This window comes from Mesorhizobium sp. WSM4832 (assembly GCF_055811115.1).
Window position 1 is genome coordinate 194486 of the sequence record NZ_JBVVQH010000007.1, and the last position, 18795, is coordinate 213280.

14 protein-coding genes and 1 tRNA gene are annotated in these 18795 nt (G+C 64.7%); 9 read left to right on the top strand and 6 right to left on the bottom strand.

What is annotated here, in order from left to right; translation table 11 throughout:
* Window positions 1–67 precede the first annotated feature (67 nt).
* Window positions 68–142, top strand: a tRNA-Gln gene (locus tag AC0L2L_RS12620).
* Window positions 143–222: 80 nt separating this feature from the next.
* On the opposite strand, the gene AC0L2L_RS12625 is transcribed toward AC0L2L_RS12620, so the two are convergent.
* Entirely contained in the window at window positions 223–729 is a 507-nt protein-coding gene (locus AC0L2L_RS12625; RefSeq protein WP_473578752.1) for an anthrone oxygenase family protein, read from the bottom strand.
* A gap of 253 nt (window positions 730–982) precedes the next feature.
* On the opposite strand from AC0L2L_RS12625, the gene AC0L2L_RS12630 reads away from it, so the two are divergent.
* Window positions 983–2695 (top strand): HAD family hydrolase, encoded by a 1713-nt coding sequence (locus AC0L2L_RS12630; protein ID WP_473578753.1) that lies wholly within the window; start codon window positions 983–985, stop codon window positions 2693–2695.
* Window positions 2696–2812: 117 nt separating this feature from the next.
* On the opposite strand, the gene smc is transcribed toward AC0L2L_RS12630, so the two are convergent.
* The 3 genes from smc to AC0L2L_RS12645 all read right to left on the bottom strand — a co-directional run bounded on the left by smc (window position 2813) and on the right by AC0L2L_RS12645 (window position 7732).
* Window positions 2813–6271 carry a chromosome segregation protein SMC gene (gene smc / locus AC0L2L_RS12635; RefSeq protein ID WP_473578755.1) on the bottom strand — a complete coding sequence of 1153 codons (3459 nt, stop codon included), beginning with the start codon at window positions 6269–6271 and terminating at the stop codon, window positions 2813–2815.
* Between the two features lie 63 nt (window positions 6272–6334).
* A complete protein-coding gene (locus tag AC0L2L_RS12640) occupies window positions 6335–7069 on the bottom strand; it encodes a DsbA family protein (RefSeq protein WP_473578757.1) in 735 nt (244 codons plus the stop codon).
* 153 nt (window positions 7070–7222) lie between these two features.
* The gene (locus tag AC0L2L_RS12645; RefSeq protein ID WP_473578758.1) at window positions 7223–7732 is read right to left on the bottom strand and encodes a DUF721 domain-containing protein; all 510 of its coding nucleotides are present in this window, start codon (window positions 7730–7732) and stop codon (window positions 7223–7225) included.
* A gap of 33 nt (window positions 7733–7765) precedes the next feature.
* Here AC0L2L_RS12645 and mutY point away from each other — a divergent pair, with 33 nt between their 5' ends.
* Both mutY and AC0L2L_RS12655 read left to right on the top strand, forming a co-directional pair.
* Window positions 7766–8887, top strand: coding sequence for an A/G-specific adenine glycosylase (gene mutY / locus AC0L2L_RS12650; RefSeq protein ID WP_473578759.1), 1122 nt, complete (start codon window positions 7766–7768; stop codon window positions 8885–8887).
* A 10-nt stretch (window positions 8888–8897) separates the two neighbouring features.
* On the top strand, window positions 8898–9509 hold the full coding sequence (locus AC0L2L_RS12655) for an HAD family hydrolase (RefSeq protein WP_473578761.1): 612 nt from the start codon (window positions 8898–8900) through the stop codon (window positions 9507–9509).
* A gap of 44 nt (window positions 9510–9553) precedes the next feature.
* Here the strand turns inward: AC0L2L_RS12655 and AC0L2L_RS12660 are convergent, their stop codons facing one another.
* Window positions 9554–10687 carry a DNA methyltransferase gene (locus AC0L2L_RS12660; RefSeq protein WP_473578762.1) on the bottom strand — a complete coding sequence of 378 codons (1134 nt, stop codon included), beginning with the start codon at window positions 10685–10687 and terminating at the stop codon, window positions 9554–9556.
* Between the two features lie 172 nt (window positions 10688–10859).
* On the opposite strand from AC0L2L_RS12660, the gene AC0L2L_RS12665 reads away from it, so the two are divergent.
* A complete protein-coding gene (locus AC0L2L_RS12665) occupies window positions 10860–11549 on the top strand; it encodes an HAD family hydrolase (RefSeq protein WP_473578763.1) in 690 nt (229 codons plus the stop codon).
* Window positions 11550–11600: 51 nt separating this feature from the next.
* On the opposite strand, the gene AC0L2L_RS12670 is transcribed toward AC0L2L_RS12665, so the two are convergent.
* Complete coding sequence (locus AC0L2L_RS12670) at window positions 11601–12344, bottom strand: hypothetical protein (protein ID WP_473578765.1); 744 nt, start codon at window positions 12342–12344, stop codon at window positions 11601–11603.
* 128 nt (window positions 12345–12472) lie between these two features.
* Here AC0L2L_RS12670 and thrC point away from each other — a divergent pair, with 128 nt between their 5' ends.
* The 4 genes from thrC (at window position 12473) to AC0L2L_RS12690 (ending at window position 18782) form a co-directional block, all read left to right on the top strand.
* Window positions 12473–13870: a threonine synthase gene (gene thrC, locus AC0L2L_RS12675; protein ID WP_473578767.1), complete on the top strand. Its 1398-nt coding sequence runs from the start codon at window positions 12473–12475 to the stop codon at window positions 13868–13870.
* Window positions 13871–13884: 14 nt separating this feature from the next.
* A complete protein-coding gene (locus tag AC0L2L_RS12680) occupies window positions 13885–15177 on the top strand; it encodes a M16 family metallopeptidase (RefSeq protein WP_473578769.1) in 1293 nt (430 codons plus the stop codon).
* A 117-nt stretch (window positions 15178–15294) separates the two neighbouring features.
* Window positions 15295–15891 carry a GNAT family N-acetyltransferase gene (locus tag AC0L2L_RS12685; protein ID WP_027164674.1) on the top strand — a complete coding sequence of 199 codons (597 nt, stop codon included), beginning with the start codon at window positions 15295–15297 and terminating at the stop codon, window positions 15889–15891.
* 74 nt (window positions 15892–15965) lie between these two features.
* Window positions 15966–18782 (top strand): EAL domain-containing protein, encoded by a 2817-nt coding sequence (locus AC0L2L_RS12690; protein ID WP_473578885.1) that lies wholly within the window; start codon window positions 15966–15968, stop codon window positions 18780–18782.
* Window positions 18783–18795: the final 13 nt, after the last annotated feature.

An 18795-nucleotide genomic window follows, 5' to 3' on the forward strand; every position in this document is an offset into this window, starting at 1 on the left:
TAGTGCACGGCTGGCATTGAGCTTTCTCCCGCCTCGTCCTATAAGGCCGCGCGCAGCGGGCGCCTGCTGGGGCGTCGCCAAGTGGTAAGGCATCGGTTTTTGGTACCGACATTCCCAGGTTCGAATCCTGGCGCCCCAGCCAACTCCAAGAAAATGCCAGCCGGACGACCGGCCACCCCACCCTTGAAGCCCGCGCGGGCTGAGAGGAAAACCTGCCGGACATCAGGCACTGTAGATGGCGATCGCGGTGATCAGCAGGACCAGGCTCAGCAGCGCCAACGCAGCCCGGACAACGTGCGAGAGCTCCCAGCGGTTGCGAAGTGCTGTCCACTCTTGCGTTGGCGAAAGCCGACCTCCCGCGCTGCCTTCGGTTGCGAAGAAGCGCTTCGCCGGTGAGGTCAATTCCACCTCTTGCAGCCAGTATTTGTTGATCGGCTGGGTCATAAACCAGAAAACAAGCTGCATGACGAGAAGCGCCACCAGCGCGCCGGCGATCAGCCAGAAGCGGACGGAGCTCGATGTCAGCATCAGCGCAAACGTCGCAACGATCCCGCCAACCTCGGCGATGCCGCCTCCGATCGTGAAACCCGGGTAGTAGATCCGTTGGACGACAAAATACTCTTGCCTGCCGAGCCGCAATTTGCCGGGCAACTCCAGTGCATGGGCGAGAGCCATGGCCATCGCGCTCGCCACGAGAATGACCGTCAGGACCTGCAGGAAGACATACATCGGCTGGGCCTCTCGCTTCGGCCAACTTCGATGGTTGGAGCGATGCTTTGGAGTCGAACGTGACGGTGCGGACAGGGTTCCATCGAGCAAGGAGGTTTGCCGGCCGGCGGAGCACCAGGCGCGATGATGCGCCGAGCCGGGCGAGATGCCGCTATCGCCGCGGAGCAGAGCGCCGGCCTAAACTTTTTCCGCCGACAGGCGTTGTTGTTCATTCACGGCGGGTCGCGCGACAGCCGACGGAGAGGCTCAACCGATGTATTTCATGGCATTGGCCACCGACTATGACGGCACGCTGGCGCATGACGGGCTGGTCAACGCAAGCACGATCTCGGGGCTGGAGAAGCTGAAGAAATCCGGCCGCAAGCTCATCCTGGTCACCGGCCGCGAACTGCCCGATCTCAAGGAGGTGTTCCCCGAACTTTCCCTGTTCGACAAGGTCGTCGCCGAAAACGGCGCGCTGATCTACACGCCGGCCAGCGAGGAAGAGCGCACGATTGCCCCCTCGCCTTCCACCGATCTCATCGACAGGCTGAAGAAGCGCGGCGTGAAGCCGCTCTCGGTCGGCCGTTCGATCGTCGCCACCTGGGAGCCGCACCAGGCGACAGTGCTCGACATCATCAAGAAACTCGGGCTCGAGCTGGAGATCATCTTCAACAAGGGCGCCGTGATGATCCTGCCTTCCGGTATCAACAAGGCGACCGGCCTGGCGGCGGCGCTCGAAGACCTGAAGCTGTCGCCGCATAATGTCGTGGCCGTCGGCGACGCTGAAAACGACCACGCCTTCCTCAGGTCGTCCGGCTGCAGCGTCGCGGTCGCCAACGCGCTGCCGGCCGTGAAGGAAACCGCCGATCTCGTCACCAAGGAACAACGCGGCAAGGGCGTCGAGGAATTGATCCGCAGGCTGGTCAAGCACGATCATCTGATTGCCAGGAAACGCTCGCGCGGCGTCCTGCTCGGGACCTCGCGTGGAAAAGAGATTTATCTGTCGCCGACAGAGACGATTTTGATCGCCGGAAGCTCGGGCATCGGCAAATCGACCTTAGCGACCGCGCTTACCGAGCGGCTTGTCGAAAAGGGTTTGCAGTTCTGCATCTTCGACCCCGAGGGCGACTATGACGGACTGAAGGGCGCGGTGCCGCTCGGCAACGGCTCGACCGCGCCGAACAAGGAACAATTGCTGGAACTGATCGAGAAGCCCGGGACCAATGTCGTGGTCAACGGCTTGGCGCTGAAGGTCGATGAGCGCCCCGATTTCTTCGCCGAATTGCTACCCGGCCTCGGCAATGTCCGCTATCGCACTGCAAGGCCGCACTGGCTGATCATCGACGAGGCGCATCATTTGATGCCCAAGCGGCGCGGCGATACGCGATCCGTGCTTTCCATCGAACTGCCCGGCACAGTGCTGATCACCGTCCATCCGGAAGCGATCTCCACCGATGCGTTGCGCCTGGTGACGGCGGTGATCGCTCTCGGGCCCAAGGCAAAGGGCGTGATCAAGACCTTCTGCAAGGAAACCGGGCTCAAGGCGCCAAAGGATATTCCGCTGCCCAAGGGCGACAGGGTGCTGTTCTGGCGGCCGCATGACGGCAAGAAGCCGTTCACGGTCAAGGCGATCGAGCCCGACCAGTCGCTGAAGCGGCACAGCCGCAAATATGCAGAGGGTGAGTTGGACGAGGCCAGCAGCTTCTATTTCACGGGGCAGAAGAAGGCGATGAACCTTCGGGCCCACAATCTCATCATCTTCGCCCAGATGGCGGAAGGCATCGACGACAAGACCTGGGAATACCATTTGCGCGCCGGCGACTATTCCAAATGGTTCCGGCATCAGATCAGGGACAAGGAACTCGCCCGCGAAACGGCCGAGGCGGAGAACGACAAGCGTCTATCGCCTGAGGAGAGCCGGAAGCTGGTGATCGACGCCGTGCGCCGCCGCTATACCGCCCCGGCCACGGCACCCGAAAAGTAGCTTGGTTCCCTAGCTCAGGATGACGTTTCCTTGAACCGGCTTCCCGATCCAACTCTTTGCTGGAGCATGATTTTTCCGAAAACCGGCACCCCTAAAGCCTGACCGAAGCCTGAGCTCTCAGCTCGCCTCGCGCATCGCCTCGGCGGCCTGCAGATCAACTGACACGAGTTGGCTGACGCCCTGCTCGGCCATGGTGACGCCGAACAGGCGGTCCATGCGCGCCATGGTGATCGGGTTGTGGGTGATGATGACGAAGCGGGTCTCCGTCGTCTTCGACATCTCGTCCATCAGATTGCAGAAGCGCTCGACATTGTGGTCGTCGAGCGGCGCGTCGACCTCGTCGAGCACGCAGATCGGCGCCGGATTGGTGAGGAAGACGGCGAAGATCAGCGACATCGCCGTCAGCGCCTGCTCGCCGCCGGAAAGCAGCGTCATGGTCTGCGGCTTCTTGCCGGGCGGCCGGGCGAGGATTTCCAGCCCCGCTTCCAGCGGATCTTCGGACTCAATGAGCTGCAGCTCGGCCGTGCCGCCGCCGAAGAGATGCGCAAACAGCCGCTGGAAATGGCCGTTGACCACCTCGAAAGCCGATAGCAGCCGCTCGCGGCCCTCGCGGTTGAGGCTCTGGATCGCCTGGCGCAGCTTGCGGATCGCCTCGATGATGTCCTCGCGCTCGGAAATGATGGTTTCCAGTCGCTCCGACAATTCCCTCTGCTCTTCCTCGGCGCGCAGATTGACGGCGCCGAGCCGCTCGCGCTCGATCTTCAGCCGGTCGAGCTGGCGTTCGATCTCGGCCATGTCGGGCATCGGATCGTCGGCTTCGAGGCCGGTATGCTTGAAGACCAGGTGCGGCGGCGTGTTCAGCGCTTCCTGGATGCGCGCCTCGACCTCGGCGCGGCGTTCATCCGCCGCGGTGAGACGCTCCTCGGCGCGAACGCGGGTTTCGCGCGCCTCGGCAAGCGACTGGATGGCGGCGGTGGCCGCCTTGTCGAGCTCGGCCTGCTTGCTTTCCGCCTCCTGCAAGCGGTCGCCGGCGGCCTGGCGCAGCGCTTCGGCCTCGGAAAGCTGCGTCAGCAGGGCGCGGCGCTTGGCGTCGATCTCGTCGGGCGCATCGGCCAGCCTTTCGCGCTCGGCTTCGGCCTCGGCCTTGCGCTCGCCAAGGGCGGCGATCTGCGTCGAGGCGTTCTCGGCCCGCTCCAGCCAGTTCCTGCGCTCGGCGCCGATGGCGTCGAGCCGGCGTATGCGCGCTTCGGCTTCTCGCCGCAGCCCTTCATGCACGGCGCGCGCATCGGCAAGCGTGGCGCGGTCGCGCGAGACATTGGCGGAAGCCTGTTCGAGCTGCAATTGGAGATCGCCGAGATCGGGCGCGTCCTCCAGCATCTCCTCGGCTTCGAGGAAGGCCGCCTGCGTTTCCTCATGGCTGTCGACGATGCGCGCGCGGGCCTCATCCAAGGCGGCGCGCCGGCTCACCAGCTCGCCGCCGGCCTTCTCGGCCTCGGCCAGAGCATTGCGGGCGGCATCGAGCGCATGCTGGGCGTCGCGGCCGGCCTGGCGCGCATTGCGCTCGGCCTCGCTTGCCTGGCGCATCGCCTGCTCGGCACGCGCCAGCGCCTCCTCGGCCTCGCGCAGGACGCGGGTGGCCTGCACGGCCTCGGCATCGAGCTCGGCCAGACGGTTCTTTTGCGCCAGCCGCTGCGCGGCGGCCGTCGGGGCATCCGCGCTTGCCGTCAAACCGTCCCAGCGCCATAGCGCGCCATCGCGGCTGACCAGGCGCTGGCCAGGCGCAAGCTGTGCTTGAAGCCGGCGGCCGTCGGCGCCATCGATGATGCCGATCTGCGCCAGGCGGCGGGCAAGCTGCGCCGGCGCGCGCACCACGCTGGCGAGGCTCCTCACACCTTCGGGCAGCGCCGCATCGCCCGGCTGGACCACGCTCTCACCCCAATGCACCGGGGCGCTGCGGTCGAGCGGGACGTCGAGGTCCTCGCCAAGGGCTGCGCCAAGCGCCGTTTCGTAGCCGCGCTCGACGCTGATCTGCTCCAGCACCGATGGGAAAAGATCGCCGCTCGCGGCGTTGAGGATTTTGGCCAGCGTGCGCGCTTCGGTCTCGATACGCGCCAGTTCCGCCCTGGCATCCTGCAGCGGCGGCCTGGCGGCGCTTTCGGCGGCGCGGGTTTCGGCGACCGCCTGCTCGGCGGCGATGGCGCCGGCCTCGCTCTCTTCCAGCCGGGCCAGCGCATCCTCGACCAGAAGCCGCTTCTCGGCGGGATCGGGCAGGCCGGCAATGCGCGAAACGATGTCGGAGAGCTCGCGGTCGACCTCGGCGAGCTGGCGGGCAAAACGATCGCGGCGCTCCGCGGTCTCGCGCAAGGTGCGCTCGGTCTGGTGGCGCGAGGCAGCAGCCTCGGCGCGTTCGGCGGTCAGCGCGGCGAGCCTTGCCTCGCTTTGCGACAGCGTCGCGCCGGCCTGTTCGAACGCGGCGCGCGTGGTCGCCTCGCGCTCGGCGGCGCCGGCGTTCTCCGAATTGAGCTCGGCCTCCTCGGTGCGAAGCCGCTCGAGGATATCGGCGTTGTCGCGCACCATCCGCTCCTCGCGGGCGATGTCGGCGTCGAGCTGCTGCAGCCGTCGTTCGAGCTCGGTCTGGCGCGCGCGGATGCGGCCGGCCTCTTCCTCGATCTGCGTCTTGGCGATCGACAGGCGCTGGAAGGCGGCGGCAGCGGCGGCTTCGGCGTCGCGCAGGTCCGGCAGCCGGTGCGCGGCGATGCCCTGCTCCCTGGCGGCCGCCATCTGGGCGGCGGCGCGGTCGCCGACCAGCGTGGTCGCAACCGCAAGAGCGGAACGCGCCTCGCCTTCCTGGGTCTTGGCCAGTGTCCAGCGCAGATGCAGCAGCGTCGCCTCGGCCTTGCGGATATCGGCCGAGAGGTTCTTGAAGCGCGAGGCCTGGCGCGCCTGGCGCTTCAGGCTTTCGATCTGGCCTTCCAGCTCGCCGACGACATCGTCGAGCCGTTCGAGGTTCTGCTCGGCGCCCTTCAGCCGAAGCTCCGCCTCATGGCGGCGCGTGTGCAGGCCGGAGATGCCAGCGGCCTCTTCCAGCAGGGCACGGCGAGCCTGGGGTTTGGCCTGGATCAGCTCGCCGATGCGGCCCTGGCCGACCATGGAGGGCGAACGCGCACCGGTCGACTGGTCGGCGAACAGAAGCTGCACGTCCTTGGCGCGGGCTTCCTTGCCGTTGATGCGGTAGAGCGAGCCCGCCTCGCGCTCGATGCGGCGCGACACCTGCAATTCGTCGGCGTCGTTGAAGGCTGCGGGCGCGGTGCGGTCGGTATTGTCGAGGAAAAGCGTGACTTCGGCGGTGTTGCGCGCCGGACGAGCGCCGGAGCCGGAAAAGATCACATCGTCCATGCCGGACGCGCGCATGTTCTTGTAGGAGCTTTCGCCCATCACCCAGCGCAGCGCTTCGACGAGGTTCGACTTGCCGCAGCCATTCGGCCCGACAATGCCGGTCAGCCCGCGTTCGATGACGAACTCGCCGGGCTCGACGAAGGACTTGAAACCGAGGAGGCGAAGGCGCGAAAACTTCATTCGCGCCGCCCTACACTACAGGCGGAAGCGCCGAAACCGAGCTGCTTCGGCACGGCCCGGGCGTCAGAGCAGAGGGTCGATGATGGCCGACATTTCCTCAATCGACATCGCCCCTTTGTAGGTCTTTCCATTGATGAAGAAGGTCGGCGTCGAGTCGACCTTGAACTCGTCCGCTCCGCGTTTCTGGACTGCTCTCACATCGTCCAGAAGTTTCTGGTCCGTCAAGCAGGACTCAAAGGACTCCTGTGTAAAACCGGCCAGCTTGGAAATCTGCAGCAGCGCTTCCTTGGTGTTGTTGACGCCGACCCAGCTCGGCTGCTGCTTGAACAGCACGTCGACCATGGCGAAGTAGTTGTCCTTGGAGCAGCGCGCCAGCATAAAGCCGGCCTCGGCGCTCGGGTCGAACGGGAATTCGCGCAGGATGTAACGGGCCTTGCCGGTGTCGATATACTTCTTCTTCAACTCAGGGAAGGTGGTGTCGTTGAAATGCGCGCAATGCGGGCATGTCATTGAGGCATATTCGACAATGGTGACCTTGGCGTTGTCCTTGCCGAGCTGCTTGTCGGGCAGCGCGCCGGGCTTCAGCAATTCCGCCATGTCGACCGTGCCCTGCGCTTCCGGCACCTTAGCGGCCGCCGGCGTGGCTGGCGTCGACGGGTTGGCGGGCTTCACGTCGGCCGCCTTCGCGTCCTCGCCCGAGTCGCTGCATGCGGCAAGCAGCGCCACCGCAGGAACAGCGGCCAGCGTGGTCAGAAGGTTTCTGCGGGACAAGCTTTTGCCAAACGGGGCACGGTTCATGCGAATCACCTGATATCGGTTGGATTTTGCAATGCAAAGGCTAGAAAAGGCGAGAGTTGGCGCGAATTAAGGCATCGCGATCCCCAATCCAATCGCGAAACTCGATCATCGGCATCACGAATGCGCGAGATTGGCGACGCATTCTTGACGCTTCTACGACCCTTTGGGCTTCCTTACACCCATAATTGTGGCGCCGAGCCGCTCCAGCGAGGCACGCAGGCCGTCATCCTCGATCTTGCCGACCAAATGCGAAAGCTTCGACTTCTCCACCTCGCTCAAAGGTCGCGGCGCCGGCTTCGGCCGCGCCTTTTGCGAAAGCACCGGCTTTTGCAGGATCTTGATGCGGCCGACCGCGTTGAAACCCAGGAAGGCGTTGACGCGGTTGATGACCTCGCCGGCCTCATGCTGCAGATGAAGCGCCGCCATGCCCTCGCAAGCGATGATCAGCGTCGCCGGCTCGAACGGATCGTCCTCATGCAGGCGGCGCGGCCACTGGATTTTTTCCGGCCGCGAGTGGCTGGCAAGGCGCGGCCCGGCGATCTCTTCCCAGGATTGCACCAGCCCGATCGAGATGCCGGCGCGTTTCCTCAGCACCGGATCGAGAATCTCGGTCGCGAGATCGCTCACCGGAACGGGATTGCCGAAGGGCCTTTTCCCTGCCATGTGCGTTCTCCAGTCTCCCAGCTCATCCGATCAATGGCACCGCTAGATCAGACCCGCAAGGCATCACGACAGGCCGCATCCGGCGATACGGGCATCGCGTCCCGGCTGCTTGCCTGGTACGACGCGCATCACCGCGACCTGCCCTGGCGCGTCACGCCCGGCGCGTTCGCGGGCGGCGCAAGGGCCGATCCCTATCGCGTCTGGCTGTCCGAAGTGATGCTGCAGCAGACCACGGTCGAGGCGGTAAAAGCCTATTTCCGCAACTTCGTCGAGAAATGGCCGACGGTCGAGGCGCTGGCGGCGGCGCCCGTCGAGGACGTGATGAAGGCCTGGGCCGGGCTCGGCTATTATTCCAGGGCGCGCAACCTGAAAGCCTGCGCCGATCTTGTGGCGCTGCGGGGCGGCGGCTTCCCCGACACCGAGGCGGGCCTGCGCGAATTGCCGGGGATCGGCGCCTATACCGCGGCGGCGATCGCGGCGATCGCCTTCGACCGGCCGGCAGCGGTCGTCGACGGCAATGTCGAGCGGGTTATGACCCGGCTCCATTCGATCGAAACGCCGCTCGGCGAAGCCAAACCGCAAATCCGCGCGCTGGTGGAGAAGCTGGTGCCGCAAACGCGGCCCGGCGACTTCGCCCAGGCGATGATGGACCTTGGCGCGACGATCTGCACGCCGAAGCGGCCGCGCTGCATGCTGTGTCCGGTGCGCCAGGATTGCAGCGCCATTCTCAATGGCGATCCGGAACGCTTCCCGATCCGCCTGCCGAAAGACGACAAGCCGCTGCGAAAGGGTGCGGCCTTCGTCGCCGAGCGCGGCGACGGCGCCATCCTGCTGCGCAAGCGGCCGGAGAAGGGCTTGCTCGGCGGCATGACCGAAGTGCCAACGACCGGCTGGACGGCGCGGGTAGACGGAGCGACGACGGCCGACGCCGCGCCGTTTCCCGCCGATTGGCGGCGCGCCGGGCAGATCGGCCATGTCTTCACCCATTTCGCGCTCGAACTTGAAATCTTCCATGCCCCCGTCAAGGGTGAGGCGCCGGACGGGCATTTCTGGTCGCTGGCCCATGAAATTTCCGGGGAGGCGCTGCCCACCGTCATGAAAAAGGCAATCGAAGCGGCGATACCCGGCGCGACGAAAAAGCAGCGCCCGCATTGACAGAGGCTCCATGACTGAAATCCGCCACATCGTTTTCGACATCGGCAAGGTGCTGGTCCATTACGATCCCAACATTCCGTTCAGCCGGCTGATTCCCGACGAGACGGAGCGGAAATGGTTCTTTGACAATGTCTGCACGCATGACTGGAACATCGAGCAGGACCGCGGCCGCACCTGGGAAGAGGCAGAGGCGCTAGCCATCGCAGAACATCCGGATCACGCGGAAAACATCCGCAATTTCCGTCGCCACTGGCACGAAATGGCACCGCATGCCTATGACGACAGCGTTGCCATCCTAGAGAGGCTTATCGACACCGATCACGACGTGACGCTGCTGACCAATTGGGCCGCCGACACATTCGTCGAGGCACGGGGCCGTTTTCCATTCCTCGATCGCCCACGCGGCATAACGGTGTCCGCCGAGATCGGCCTGATCAAGCCCGATCGCAGGATCTACGATCATCACGCCGCTTCATTCGGACTCGAGCCTGCGGCATCGCTGTTCATCGACGACAGCCAGAAGAATGTCGACGGCGCCAAGGCCGCCGGCTGGCAGGCAGTGCTGTTCACCGACGCCAGGACGCTTAAAGCGGACCTTGAACGGCTAGGGATTGCGGCTTGAACTGAATCGCTTGCAGCGATCCGTTGAAGTTTTGATTCAACGGATCAGGCGCCTGCCCGCTCCATGCCGAGGCGGGCGATGCGGCGCAGTTCGTCGATCGGGGTCAACCCGCCGCTGCGCTCATAGTGCCAGAAGGTCCAGCCGTTGCAGGCATCCAGCCCCTGCACTTCGGCGCCGATCTTGTGGATGGAGCCGGCGCTGTCGCCGATGGCCAGCGTGCCGTCGGCGCGCACCTTTGCCGCCCAGCGCTTCTTGGCGTCGTAGAGCGTGACGCCCGGCACGACCAGGCCGTTGTCGATCAGGCTAATGAAGGCGACACGCGGTTCGGCGCGCTTGCCCGAAAGCACGGTCAGATCGGCGTTTTCCAGCGGGCGCACGGCGGCGATGCGCTCGTTGGCGGCATCGATATAGGCCTGCTCGCGCTCGATGCCGACAAAGTGACGGCCAAGGCGCTTGGCAACCGCGCCGGTGGTGCCCGAGCCGAAGAAAGGATCGAGCACGACATCGCCCGGCTTGGTCGAGGCCATCATGATGCGGGCAAGCAGAGCTTCCGGCTTCTGCGTCGGATGCACCTTGTTGCCGTTCTCGTCCTTGAGACGCTCGCCGCCGGTGCAGATCGGGAACAGCCAGTCCGAGCGCATCTGCAGATCGTCGTTCGAGGCCTTCAGCGCCTCATAATTGAAGGTGTAGCCCTTGGCCTTCTGGTCGCGCGAGGCCCAGATCATCGTCTCATGCGCGTTCTGGAAACGGCGGCCGCGGAAATTCGGCATCGGGTTGGTCTTGCGCCAGACGATGTCGTTGAGGATCCAGAAGCCGAGATCCTGCATGCGGGCGCCAACGCGGAAAATATTGTGGTAGGAGCCGATGACCCAGATGGTGCCGCTGGGCTTCAGCACGCGGCGCGCCGCCAGCAGCCAGGCCCGGGTGAAGGCGTCATAGGCCTCGAAACTCTCGAACTGGTCCCAGTCGTCGTCGACGGCGTCGACCTTGGACTGGTCGGGCCGGTGCAGATCGCCGTCGAGCTGCAAATTGTAGGGCGGGTCGGCGAAGATGATGTCGATCGACTTTTCCGGCAGCCTGTCCAGCGCGGCGACGCAATCGCCTTTCAGGATGGTGTCCAGCCATTCGGACTGCTGGGGAGCATGGGAAAGCTCGTCGAGAAGACGCACAGCAGACATCAAAACACCCAAAGGAACGCGTTACGGTTTACTGGCTGTTATGGTTACCGATCAGCGTAAACATTCGGTGAAGGCCCGGCGCCTGGCTCCTGAGGTTTGCGAAGGCCGGCCCATTGGTGTATGCCGCGCCGCTTGAGCCAGTCAGGCCTTCCCCCAATGTTTTCGGATTGCCATGCCCCAGCCAGATCTTGTCATTTTCGATTGCGACGGCGTGCTCGTCGATTCTGAAATCGTCGCCGCGCGCGTCGAGGCCGAGCTTCTGACGTCGGCCGGATTCGAGATCTCGGCGGAAGAGCTTGCCGAGACCTATGCCGGCCTGACCTTCAAGGACATCATGCTGCGGGTCGAGGAAAAGTCGCAGATCCCGTTCCAGGCCTCGCTGATCGACCGCGCCGAGCAACTGGTCGACCGCAAGCTGCGCTCAGACGTGCGCATCATCGACGGCGCCCGCGAGGCGGTCGCGGCCGTCACCGCGCCCCGCGCGGTCTGCTCCAACTCACGCACCGAGCGGGTCGAATTCATGCTGGAGAAGGTACGGCTGCTGCCGTTCTTCGCCGGCCGCATCTTCTCAGGGCTGGACATACCCAGCAAGAAGACCAAGCCGGCGCCGGACGTGTTCCTCTACGCCGCCGAAAAGCTCGGCGCCAACCCGAAGAACACCTTCGTCGTCGAGGATTCCGTGCATGGCATCGCCGGCGCCAGGGCGGCCGGCATGCGAGTCATCGGCTTCACCGGCGCCGGGCACAGCTATCCGGGCCACGCCGACGCGCTGACCGAGGCCGGCGCCGAGACGGTCATCCGGCGCTGGGCGGAGCTCAACAGCACGATCGCCGCGCTGTCGGAGTGGTCGGAAGACGCTTGAGGCGTCCTCCGGCGCTACATTCCCGAAACCGGTGCGGCGATCTCTGCCGCCTCAATTCGTCGCCGGGGCGCGCTTCTTCCTCTTGCCCTTGGACTTTTCTGCAGCCGCTGCCGGCGTGTTCTCGTCATAGCCGGCATAGGCCTGATAGTCGCGCGCGGTCGGCTCCGGCACCACGACATTGCTATCGACGAAGACGAACTGGGTAGCGGCCGACGGGTCGGTGACCTGCACCTGATACGGGTGCAGTTGCGAATAAAGCACCTCGTCGCCATGCTGTACCGCGATGCGGATCGGCATGGTGATGGTGCCGGGCGTGAACAATGGCCCCGGCACGATCTTGCCGGCGACGGCGATCTTCATCGACATCTGACCGTTGGCATGGGTGCAATCGCGCGTCACGTCGGTGACCGAGGCCTGGTAGATGATCTTCGATGGATCGTGATTGGGGTCGATGGGCTGGCCATTGGGTCCGGTCTGGGCGGCCACGGCGGCTGCCTCGGCCTCGGCTTCCGCAGTGGCATCAACCTTCTTTTTCCTGGGCTTCGCGGCCGTGCCCCTGGCATAGGTGTTGAAATAGGCGGTGCCTTCGCGCAGCGTCACTTTCGGGCAATAGGCCCGCAACTGGCTGGCGAGTATCTTGGGATCCTGCGGCGGTGGCGGCGCGGTCGGATCCTTCTTGGTTAAACCGAAGTCAAGAATGCCATTGTCGCCCGATTGGCAGCCGGCGGCGGCAAGCATAAAGCCAGTAAGCGCCAGACCCGCGACAAAACGACGGTTGACCGAATAAAACGCCATGAAACTGCACTTCCCTCTTATAAAGCCGGTGACGTATAGCAACCGCGCGGCAAAAATGCGACTGAGCCGGCTGGGAAAATTAACCAATTGCCGTGGATGACGCGAACAGCAGCAATGGACCTTCTACGATGCAATATGTGAGTACTCGCGGGGATGCGCCCGTGCTTGGATTTTCCGACGCGGTGCTGGCCGGGCTGGCGCGCGACGGCGGGCTCTACGTGCCGCGCGAATGGCCGCAGTTTTCCGCCGCCGACATCCGCGCCATGCGCGGGCTTGCCTATCCGGACCTCGCCATCCGCGTGCTGACGCCGTTCCTGGGCGGCGAGATCGCGGCGCCCGTCTTCGAACGGCTGGTGCGCGAGGCCTACGCAACCTTCCGGCATGAAGCCGTATGCCCGCTGGTGCAGACCGGGAAAAACACCTTCGTCCTCGAGCTGTTCCACGGCCCGACACTGGCCTTCAAGGACGTGGCGATGCAGTTGCTGGCGCGGCTGATGGACCACGTGCTTTCCGAACGCGGCCAGCGCGCCACCATCGTCGGCGCCACCTCCGGAGACACAGGCGGCGCTGCGATCGACGCCTTCGCCGGCCGCGACCGCACCGACATCTTCATCCTTTTCCCGCACGGCAAGGTCTCGCCGGTGCAGCAGCGTCAGATGACGACGTCGAGCGCGGCAAACGTCCATGCGCTGTCGGTCGAAGGCAATTTCGACGACTGCCAGGGCCTGGTGAAGGACATGTTCAACGATCACGCCTTCCGCGACCGAGTGTCGCTGTCGGGCGTCAATTCGATCAACTGGGCCCGCATCATGGCCCAGATCGTCTATTATTTCTCGTCGGCGCTGTCGCTCGGCGCGCCGGACCGGCCGGTTTCCTTCACCGTGCCGACCGGCAATTTTGGCGATATTTTCGCCGGTTACGCCGCCAAGCGCATGGGCCTGCCGATCGAGCGGCTGATCATCGCCACCAACGACAACGACATTCTGGCGCGCACGCTTGCCGGCGGCGAATACCGCACCAAAGGCGTGTTCGCCACGACCTCGCCGTCGATGGACATCCAGGTCTCGTCGAATTTCGAGCGCCTGCTGTTCGAGGCGGCCAGTCGCGATGCCGCGACGGTCACGCGCTACATGAACGGGCTGAAGCAGTCCGGCGCCTTCACCATCGAGGCCGGCGAACTCGAGCGCATCCGCGCCGAATTCGACGCCGGCCGCGCTACCGTCGAGGAGGTCGCAGCCACCATCCGCGCAACGCTCGAAGCGAGCAACTACCTGCTCGATCCGCACACGGCCGCCGCCGTCCATGTCGCAGCCGCCCATCCCTCGGTTCCGGTTCCCATGGTGGTGCTCGGCACCGCGCATCCGGCGAAATTCCCGGCGGCGGTCGAGGCCGCCAGCGGCATCGCTCCTGTCCTGCCCGCATGGCTAGGCGGCTTGATGACAGCCGACGAAAAATACACGATACTTCCATCCGAGCTGAAAATGGTGGAAGAATACGTGAGCCGCCACACGCGGGCGGCGCGTTAGGGAGTACTTGCCATATGGGTGTTGAGGTAAGCCGTCTGTCGAACGGCCTGACAGTCGCCACCGAAACCCTTCCAAGCATCGAATCGGTTGCCCTTGGGGCCTGGGTGAAGTCAGGCGCTCGCAATGAGCGCGACGAAGAGCATGGCATGGCCCATCTGCTCGAGCACATGGCGTTCAAGGGCACGAAGCGCCGCAGCGCCTTCGAGATCGCCTCGGAAATCGAGAATGTCGGCGGCGAGATCAACGCCGCCACCAGCGTCGAGACGACCTCCTACTATGCCAGGGTGCTGTCCGACGACGTGCCGCTGGCGGTCGATATCCTGTCCGACATCCTGCAGGAATCCGAATTCGACCCGGAAGAGCTTGAGCGCGAGCAGCATGTGATCCTGCAGGAGATCGGCGCCGCGCACGACACGCCCGACGACATCGTCTTCGACCGCTTCACCGAAACGGCCTTCCGCCATCAGACCATCGGCCGCTCGATCCTGGGCACGCCGGAGACGGTCAAATCCTTCACCTCCAGGCAATTGCACGACTTCATCGAACGGCAGTACGACGCCGAGCGGATGGTCATCGTGGCGGCCGGCGACGTCAAGCACGACGATTTCGTGCGCGAGGTCGAGAAACGGCTCGGCGGCTTCCGCGCCAAGGCGGCGGGCAATATCCCGCAATATGCGCAATATGTCGGCGGCGACTTCCGCGAGGATCGCGACCTGATGGACGCGCAGATCGTGCTCGGCTTCGAGGGCCGCGCCTACCACGTGCGCGATTTCTACGCCTCGCAGGTGCTGTCGATGATCCTGGGCGGCGGCATGTCGTCGAGGCTGTTCCAGGAAGTGCGCGAGAAGCGCGGCCTGTGCTACTCGGTCTATGCCTTCCACTGGGGCTTCTCCGACACAGGCATTTTCGGCGTGCATGCCGCGACCGGGCAGAGCGACATCGCCAAGCTTGTGCCAGTGATCATCGGCGAATTGCAGAAGGCCGGCGAAAACATCCTGCAGGAAGAACTCGAACGGGCGCGGGCGCAGTATCGCGCCGGCCTCATCATGTCGGCCGAAAGCCCGGCAAGCCGCGCCTCGCAGATCGCCCGGCAGCTGCTTTTGTTCGGACGACCGATCGCCAAGGAGGAATTGATGGAGCGGCTTTCGGCGCTGACCGTCGAGCGCCTGACCGACCTCTCCTCACGGCTGTTCTCGACCAAGCCGACGCTTACCGCGGTCGGTCCCGTGGGCACGCTTGCGCCCTACGAGGCGATCCTCGAATCGCTTGCGGGCCCGCAGACGACGGCGCGCCGGCTCGCCGTCTGACCCTAAGCAGGTCCGCAAAAGTGTCCCACGGTTTTGCGATCGGAACCTGCGAGAAACCAGGGAATCTAGGCGAATATTCGTGGGGCATCCCACGAATATCTGCTTAGAATAAACGCCGTGTTCGCGCTCCCTTTCTTTCGCCGCGACCTGCCGGCGCTGAAGGGTGACAAGGTCACCCTGCGCGTACCCTTGACCAACGACTACCGCGAATGGTCGGCGGTGCGCGGCGAGAGCCGCGCCTTCCTGGAACCCTGGGAGCCGCGCTGGCAGCCGGACGAGCTCGACCGCACCGCCTGGCGGCTGCGCATCAGCCGCTACCGCGAGGATTACGCGCAGGGCACGGCCATCGCCTTCTTCATCTTCGAAAAATCGAGCGGCAAGCTTGCCGGCGGCATCACGCTCGGCAACATCCGCCACGGCGTCGCGCAAAGCGGCCATATCGGCTACTGGATAGGCGAACGTTTCGGCAGCCGCGGCCTGATGACCGAGGCGGTCAAGCTGGTGTCGCGCTTTGCCTTCGATACGCTGCGGTTGCACCGGATCGAAGCTGCCTGTATTCCCGAAAACGCCCGGTCGATCCGCGTGCTTGAAAAAGCCGGATTCCGGCGCGAAGGACTCTTGAGATCCTATCTCAGGATCAATGGCATCTGGCAGGATCACTACCTCTACGCCCGGATCGCGGACGATCCGCCGGGCGATGGAACGAAGGGCTGAATGTGACGACTTTTTCGCGATTCGCGTCGCTGTTCGCCCTCATCCTGGCGGTCGTCGTCACGTTTTCGGCGGCAATGCCAGCTTTGGCTGTGGAGCCGATCAAGATCGCGCGCGACGACAAGGCGCTGGACCTCTCCGGCGCCGTGCAGATCTACCGGAACCAGGGCGAAAATTTCCAGGTCTCAACCGCACCGGGGCCCGACGGCATCGTGCGGCGCATCGAGGTGGAAGCCAATGACGCGCGCTCCAGCGGCGACTGGGCCGTCTTCGCGCTCGCCAACACCACCGACCAGCAGCTCGACCGGCTGATCGTCGCGCCGCATTTCCGCCTGGTGAATTCCGGTATCTTCTGGCCCGACCTCGGCTCGACTCGCATCGCCGCGATCACGCCGAGCGAAGGCTTTGCGCTCGACCGCCAGACAAGCCCCGACGCCGACGTATTCCGGGTGACGCTGAACCCCGGAACGGTGGTGACCTTCATCGCCGAGCTCGCCTCGCCCAAACTGCCGCAGGTCTATCTCTGGGAGCCGGATTCCTACAAGGACTCGGTCAATTCCTACACGCTGTTCCGCGGCATCGTCATCGGTATCTCGGGGCTTCTGGCGCTGTTCCTGACGATCCTGTTCGTGGTCAAGGGAACCTCGATGTTTCCGGCGACGGCAGCGCTCGCCTGGGCGGTGCTCGCCTATATCTGCGTCGACTTCGGTTTCCTCAACAAGATCATCGAGATATCGCCCGGCAACGAGCAGATATGGCGGGCCGGCACGGAGGTGGCGCTTGCAGGCACGTTCGTGGTGTTCCTGTTCGCCTATCTCAACCTCAACCGATGGCATGGCCATTTCAGCTATGGCGCGCTGGTCTGGATCCTCGGGCTGCTTTTGATCGCGGGCGTGGCCATCGTCGACCCGTCGGTCGCCGCCGGCATTGCCCGCATCTCCTTTGCCGCCACCGCGCTTACCGGCCTCGGCCTCATCATCTTCCTCGGCATTCGCGGTTATGATCGCGCCATCATGCTGGTGCCGAGCTGGGTGATGGTGCTGCTGTGGCTATGCGGGTCGTGGATGGCGATCACCGGCATGCTCGACAACGACATCGCGCAGCCGGCGCTGGGCGGCGGGCTGATCCTGATCATCCTGCTCATCGGCTTCACCGTCATGCAACATGCCTTTGCCGGCGGTGCGCTGCACCAGGGCCTGTTCTCCGATCTCGAGCGGCAGGCGCTCGCCGTCGCCGGCTCGGGCGACATCGTGTGGGACTGGGACGTGCTGCGCGACCGCGTGGTGACCAAGCCGGACATCAGCCTGCAGCTCGGCCTTGCGCCCAACAGCCTTGGCGGCGCCGCCCGCAACTGGCTGCCGGTGCTGCATTCCGACGACCGCGACACGTTCCGCACCACGCTCGACGTCGTGCTGGAGCACCGCCGCGGCAAGGTCTCGCAGAACTTCCGCCTGCGCGGCGCCGACGGTCACTACCACTGGTTCTCGCTGCGCGCCCGCCCGGTGATCGGCTCCGACGGCGAGGTGATCCGCTGCGTCGGCACAATGGTCGACGTCACCGAGCAGAAGAAATCCGAGGAAAGGCTGCTGCACGATGCCGTGCACGACAATTTGACCGGCCTGCCGAACCGCGAATTGTTCATGAACCGGCTGGAGGCGATCATCTCGATCGCCCGCACCGAGGAAAAGGTGCGCCCGACGGTCTTCATCATCGACATCGACCGCTTCAAGCAGGTCAATGACGGCCTTGGCATTTCCGCCGGCGACACCATTCTTCTGACCGTCGCGCGCCGGCTGCACCGGCTCTTGAAGCCGAAGGATTCGCTGTCGCGCTTTGCCGGCGACCAGTTCGCGCTGATGCTGCTTTCGGAGCAGGACCCTGCCCGCATCGCCGCGATCGCCGATGCCATCAAGCACGCGATCAACAATCCGATCACCTTCGCCAAGCGCGAGATCGTGCTGACCGCCTCGATCGGCCTGATCACCTGGACGACGGCGCAGACCACGGCCGAGGACATGGTCAAGGACGCCGAGCTTGCCATGCACCAGGCCAAGCGCTTCGGCGGCGACAGGATCGAGCCGTTCCGGCCTGCGTTCCGCACCGTGGGCACCGACCGGCTGCAATTCGAATCCGACCTTCGCCGCGCCATCGAGCGGCGCGAGTTCACGCTTGCCTACCAGCCGATCGTGCGGCTGGAGGACGGCAGCGTCGCCGGCTTCGAGGCGCTGCTTCGCTGGGACCATCCGCGCCGCGGCATGATCCCGCCGGGGGACTTCATCCCGGTGGCCGAGAGTTGCGGACTGATCGTGCAGCTCGGCCTGTTCGCCATGCAGCAGGCGGCCGAGGACCTCGCGAGCTGGCAAAAGCAGATCGGCGACGCGCCGCTGTCGGTCTCGGTCAACCTGTCCAGCCGCCAGCTGATCCGCCGCGACCTGGTCAGCGACGTGCGCTCGGTGATCGCGCGCGCCAATCTGAAGCCGCGCTGCTTCCGGCTCGAGCTCACCGAATCGCTGGTGATGGACAATCCCGAGCAGACCTCGCATGTACTGACCAAGCTGAAGCAACTCGGCATCGGGCTCTCGCTCGACGATTTCGGCACCGGCTATTCATCGCTGTCCTACCTGACGCGCTTCCCCTTCGACACGATCAAGATCGACAAGAGCTTCGTCGACGACACGACGCCGAAGCGCGCCGTGCTGCTCAAATCCATGGTCAACATGGCGCATGAACTGGGGCTTTCGGTCGTGGCGGAAGGCATTTCGGATGAAAGCGACGCGCTGGAGCTGCGCCAGATGGGCTGCGAATATGTCCAGAGCTTCATGTTCGGCGCGCCGATGCCCGGCGACCAGGTGTTGAAGACGCTGAGGGAGCAGTATCCACTGACCCAGGCTTAGAGGCCGTTTGGAA

Coding starts and splice junctions, on each gene's coding strand:
- AC0L2L_RS12625 (WP_473578752.1), bottom strand. CDS start 729: ATGTATGTCTTCCTGCAGGTCCTGACGGTCATTCTCGTGGCGAGCGCG.
- AC0L2L_RS12630 (WP_473578753.1), top strand. CDS start 983: ATGTATTTCATGGCATTGGCCACCGACTATGACGGCACGCTGGCGCAT.
- smc (WP_473578755.1), bottom strand. CDS start 6,271: ATGAAGTTTTCGCGCCTTCGCCTCCTCGGTTTCAAGTCCTTCGTCGAG.
- AC0L2L_RS12640 (WP_473578757.1), bottom strand. CDS start 7,069: ATGAACCGTGCCCCGTTTGGCAAAAGCTTGTCCCGCAGAAACCTTCTG.
- AC0L2L_RS12645 (WP_473578758.1), bottom strand. CDS start 7,732: ATGGCAGGGAAAAGGCCCTTCGGCAATCCCGTTCCGGTGAGCGATCTC.
- mutY (WP_473578759.1), top strand. CDS start 7,766: ATGGCACCGCTAGATCAGACCCGCAAGGCATCACGACAGGCCGCATCC.
- AC0L2L_RS12655 (WP_473578761.1), top strand. CDS start 8,898: ATGACTGAAATCCGCCACATCGTTTTCGACATCGGCAAGGTGCTGGTC.
- AC0L2L_RS12660 (WP_473578762.1), bottom strand. CDS start 10,687: ATGTCTGCTGTGCGTCTTCTCGACGAGCTTTCCCATGCTCCCCAGCAG.
- AC0L2L_RS12665 (WP_473578763.1), top strand. CDS start 10,860: ATGCCCCAGCCAGATCTTGTCATTTTCGATTGCGACGGCGTGCTCGTC.
- AC0L2L_RS12670 (WP_473578765.1), bottom strand. CDS start 12,344: ATGGCGTTTTATTCGGTCAACCGTCGTTTTGTCGCGGGTCTGGCGCTT.
- thrC (WP_473578767.1), top strand. CDS start 12,473: ATGCAATATGTGAGTACTCGCGGGGATGCGCCCGTGCTTGGATTTTCC.
- AC0L2L_RS12680 (WP_473578769.1), top strand. CDS start 13,885: ATGGGTGTTGAGGTAAGCCGTCTGTCGAACGGCCTGACAGTCGCCACC.
- AC0L2L_RS12690 (WP_473578885.1), top strand. CDS start 15,966: ATGCCAGCTTTGGCTGTGGAGCCGATCAAGATCGCGCGCGACGACAAG.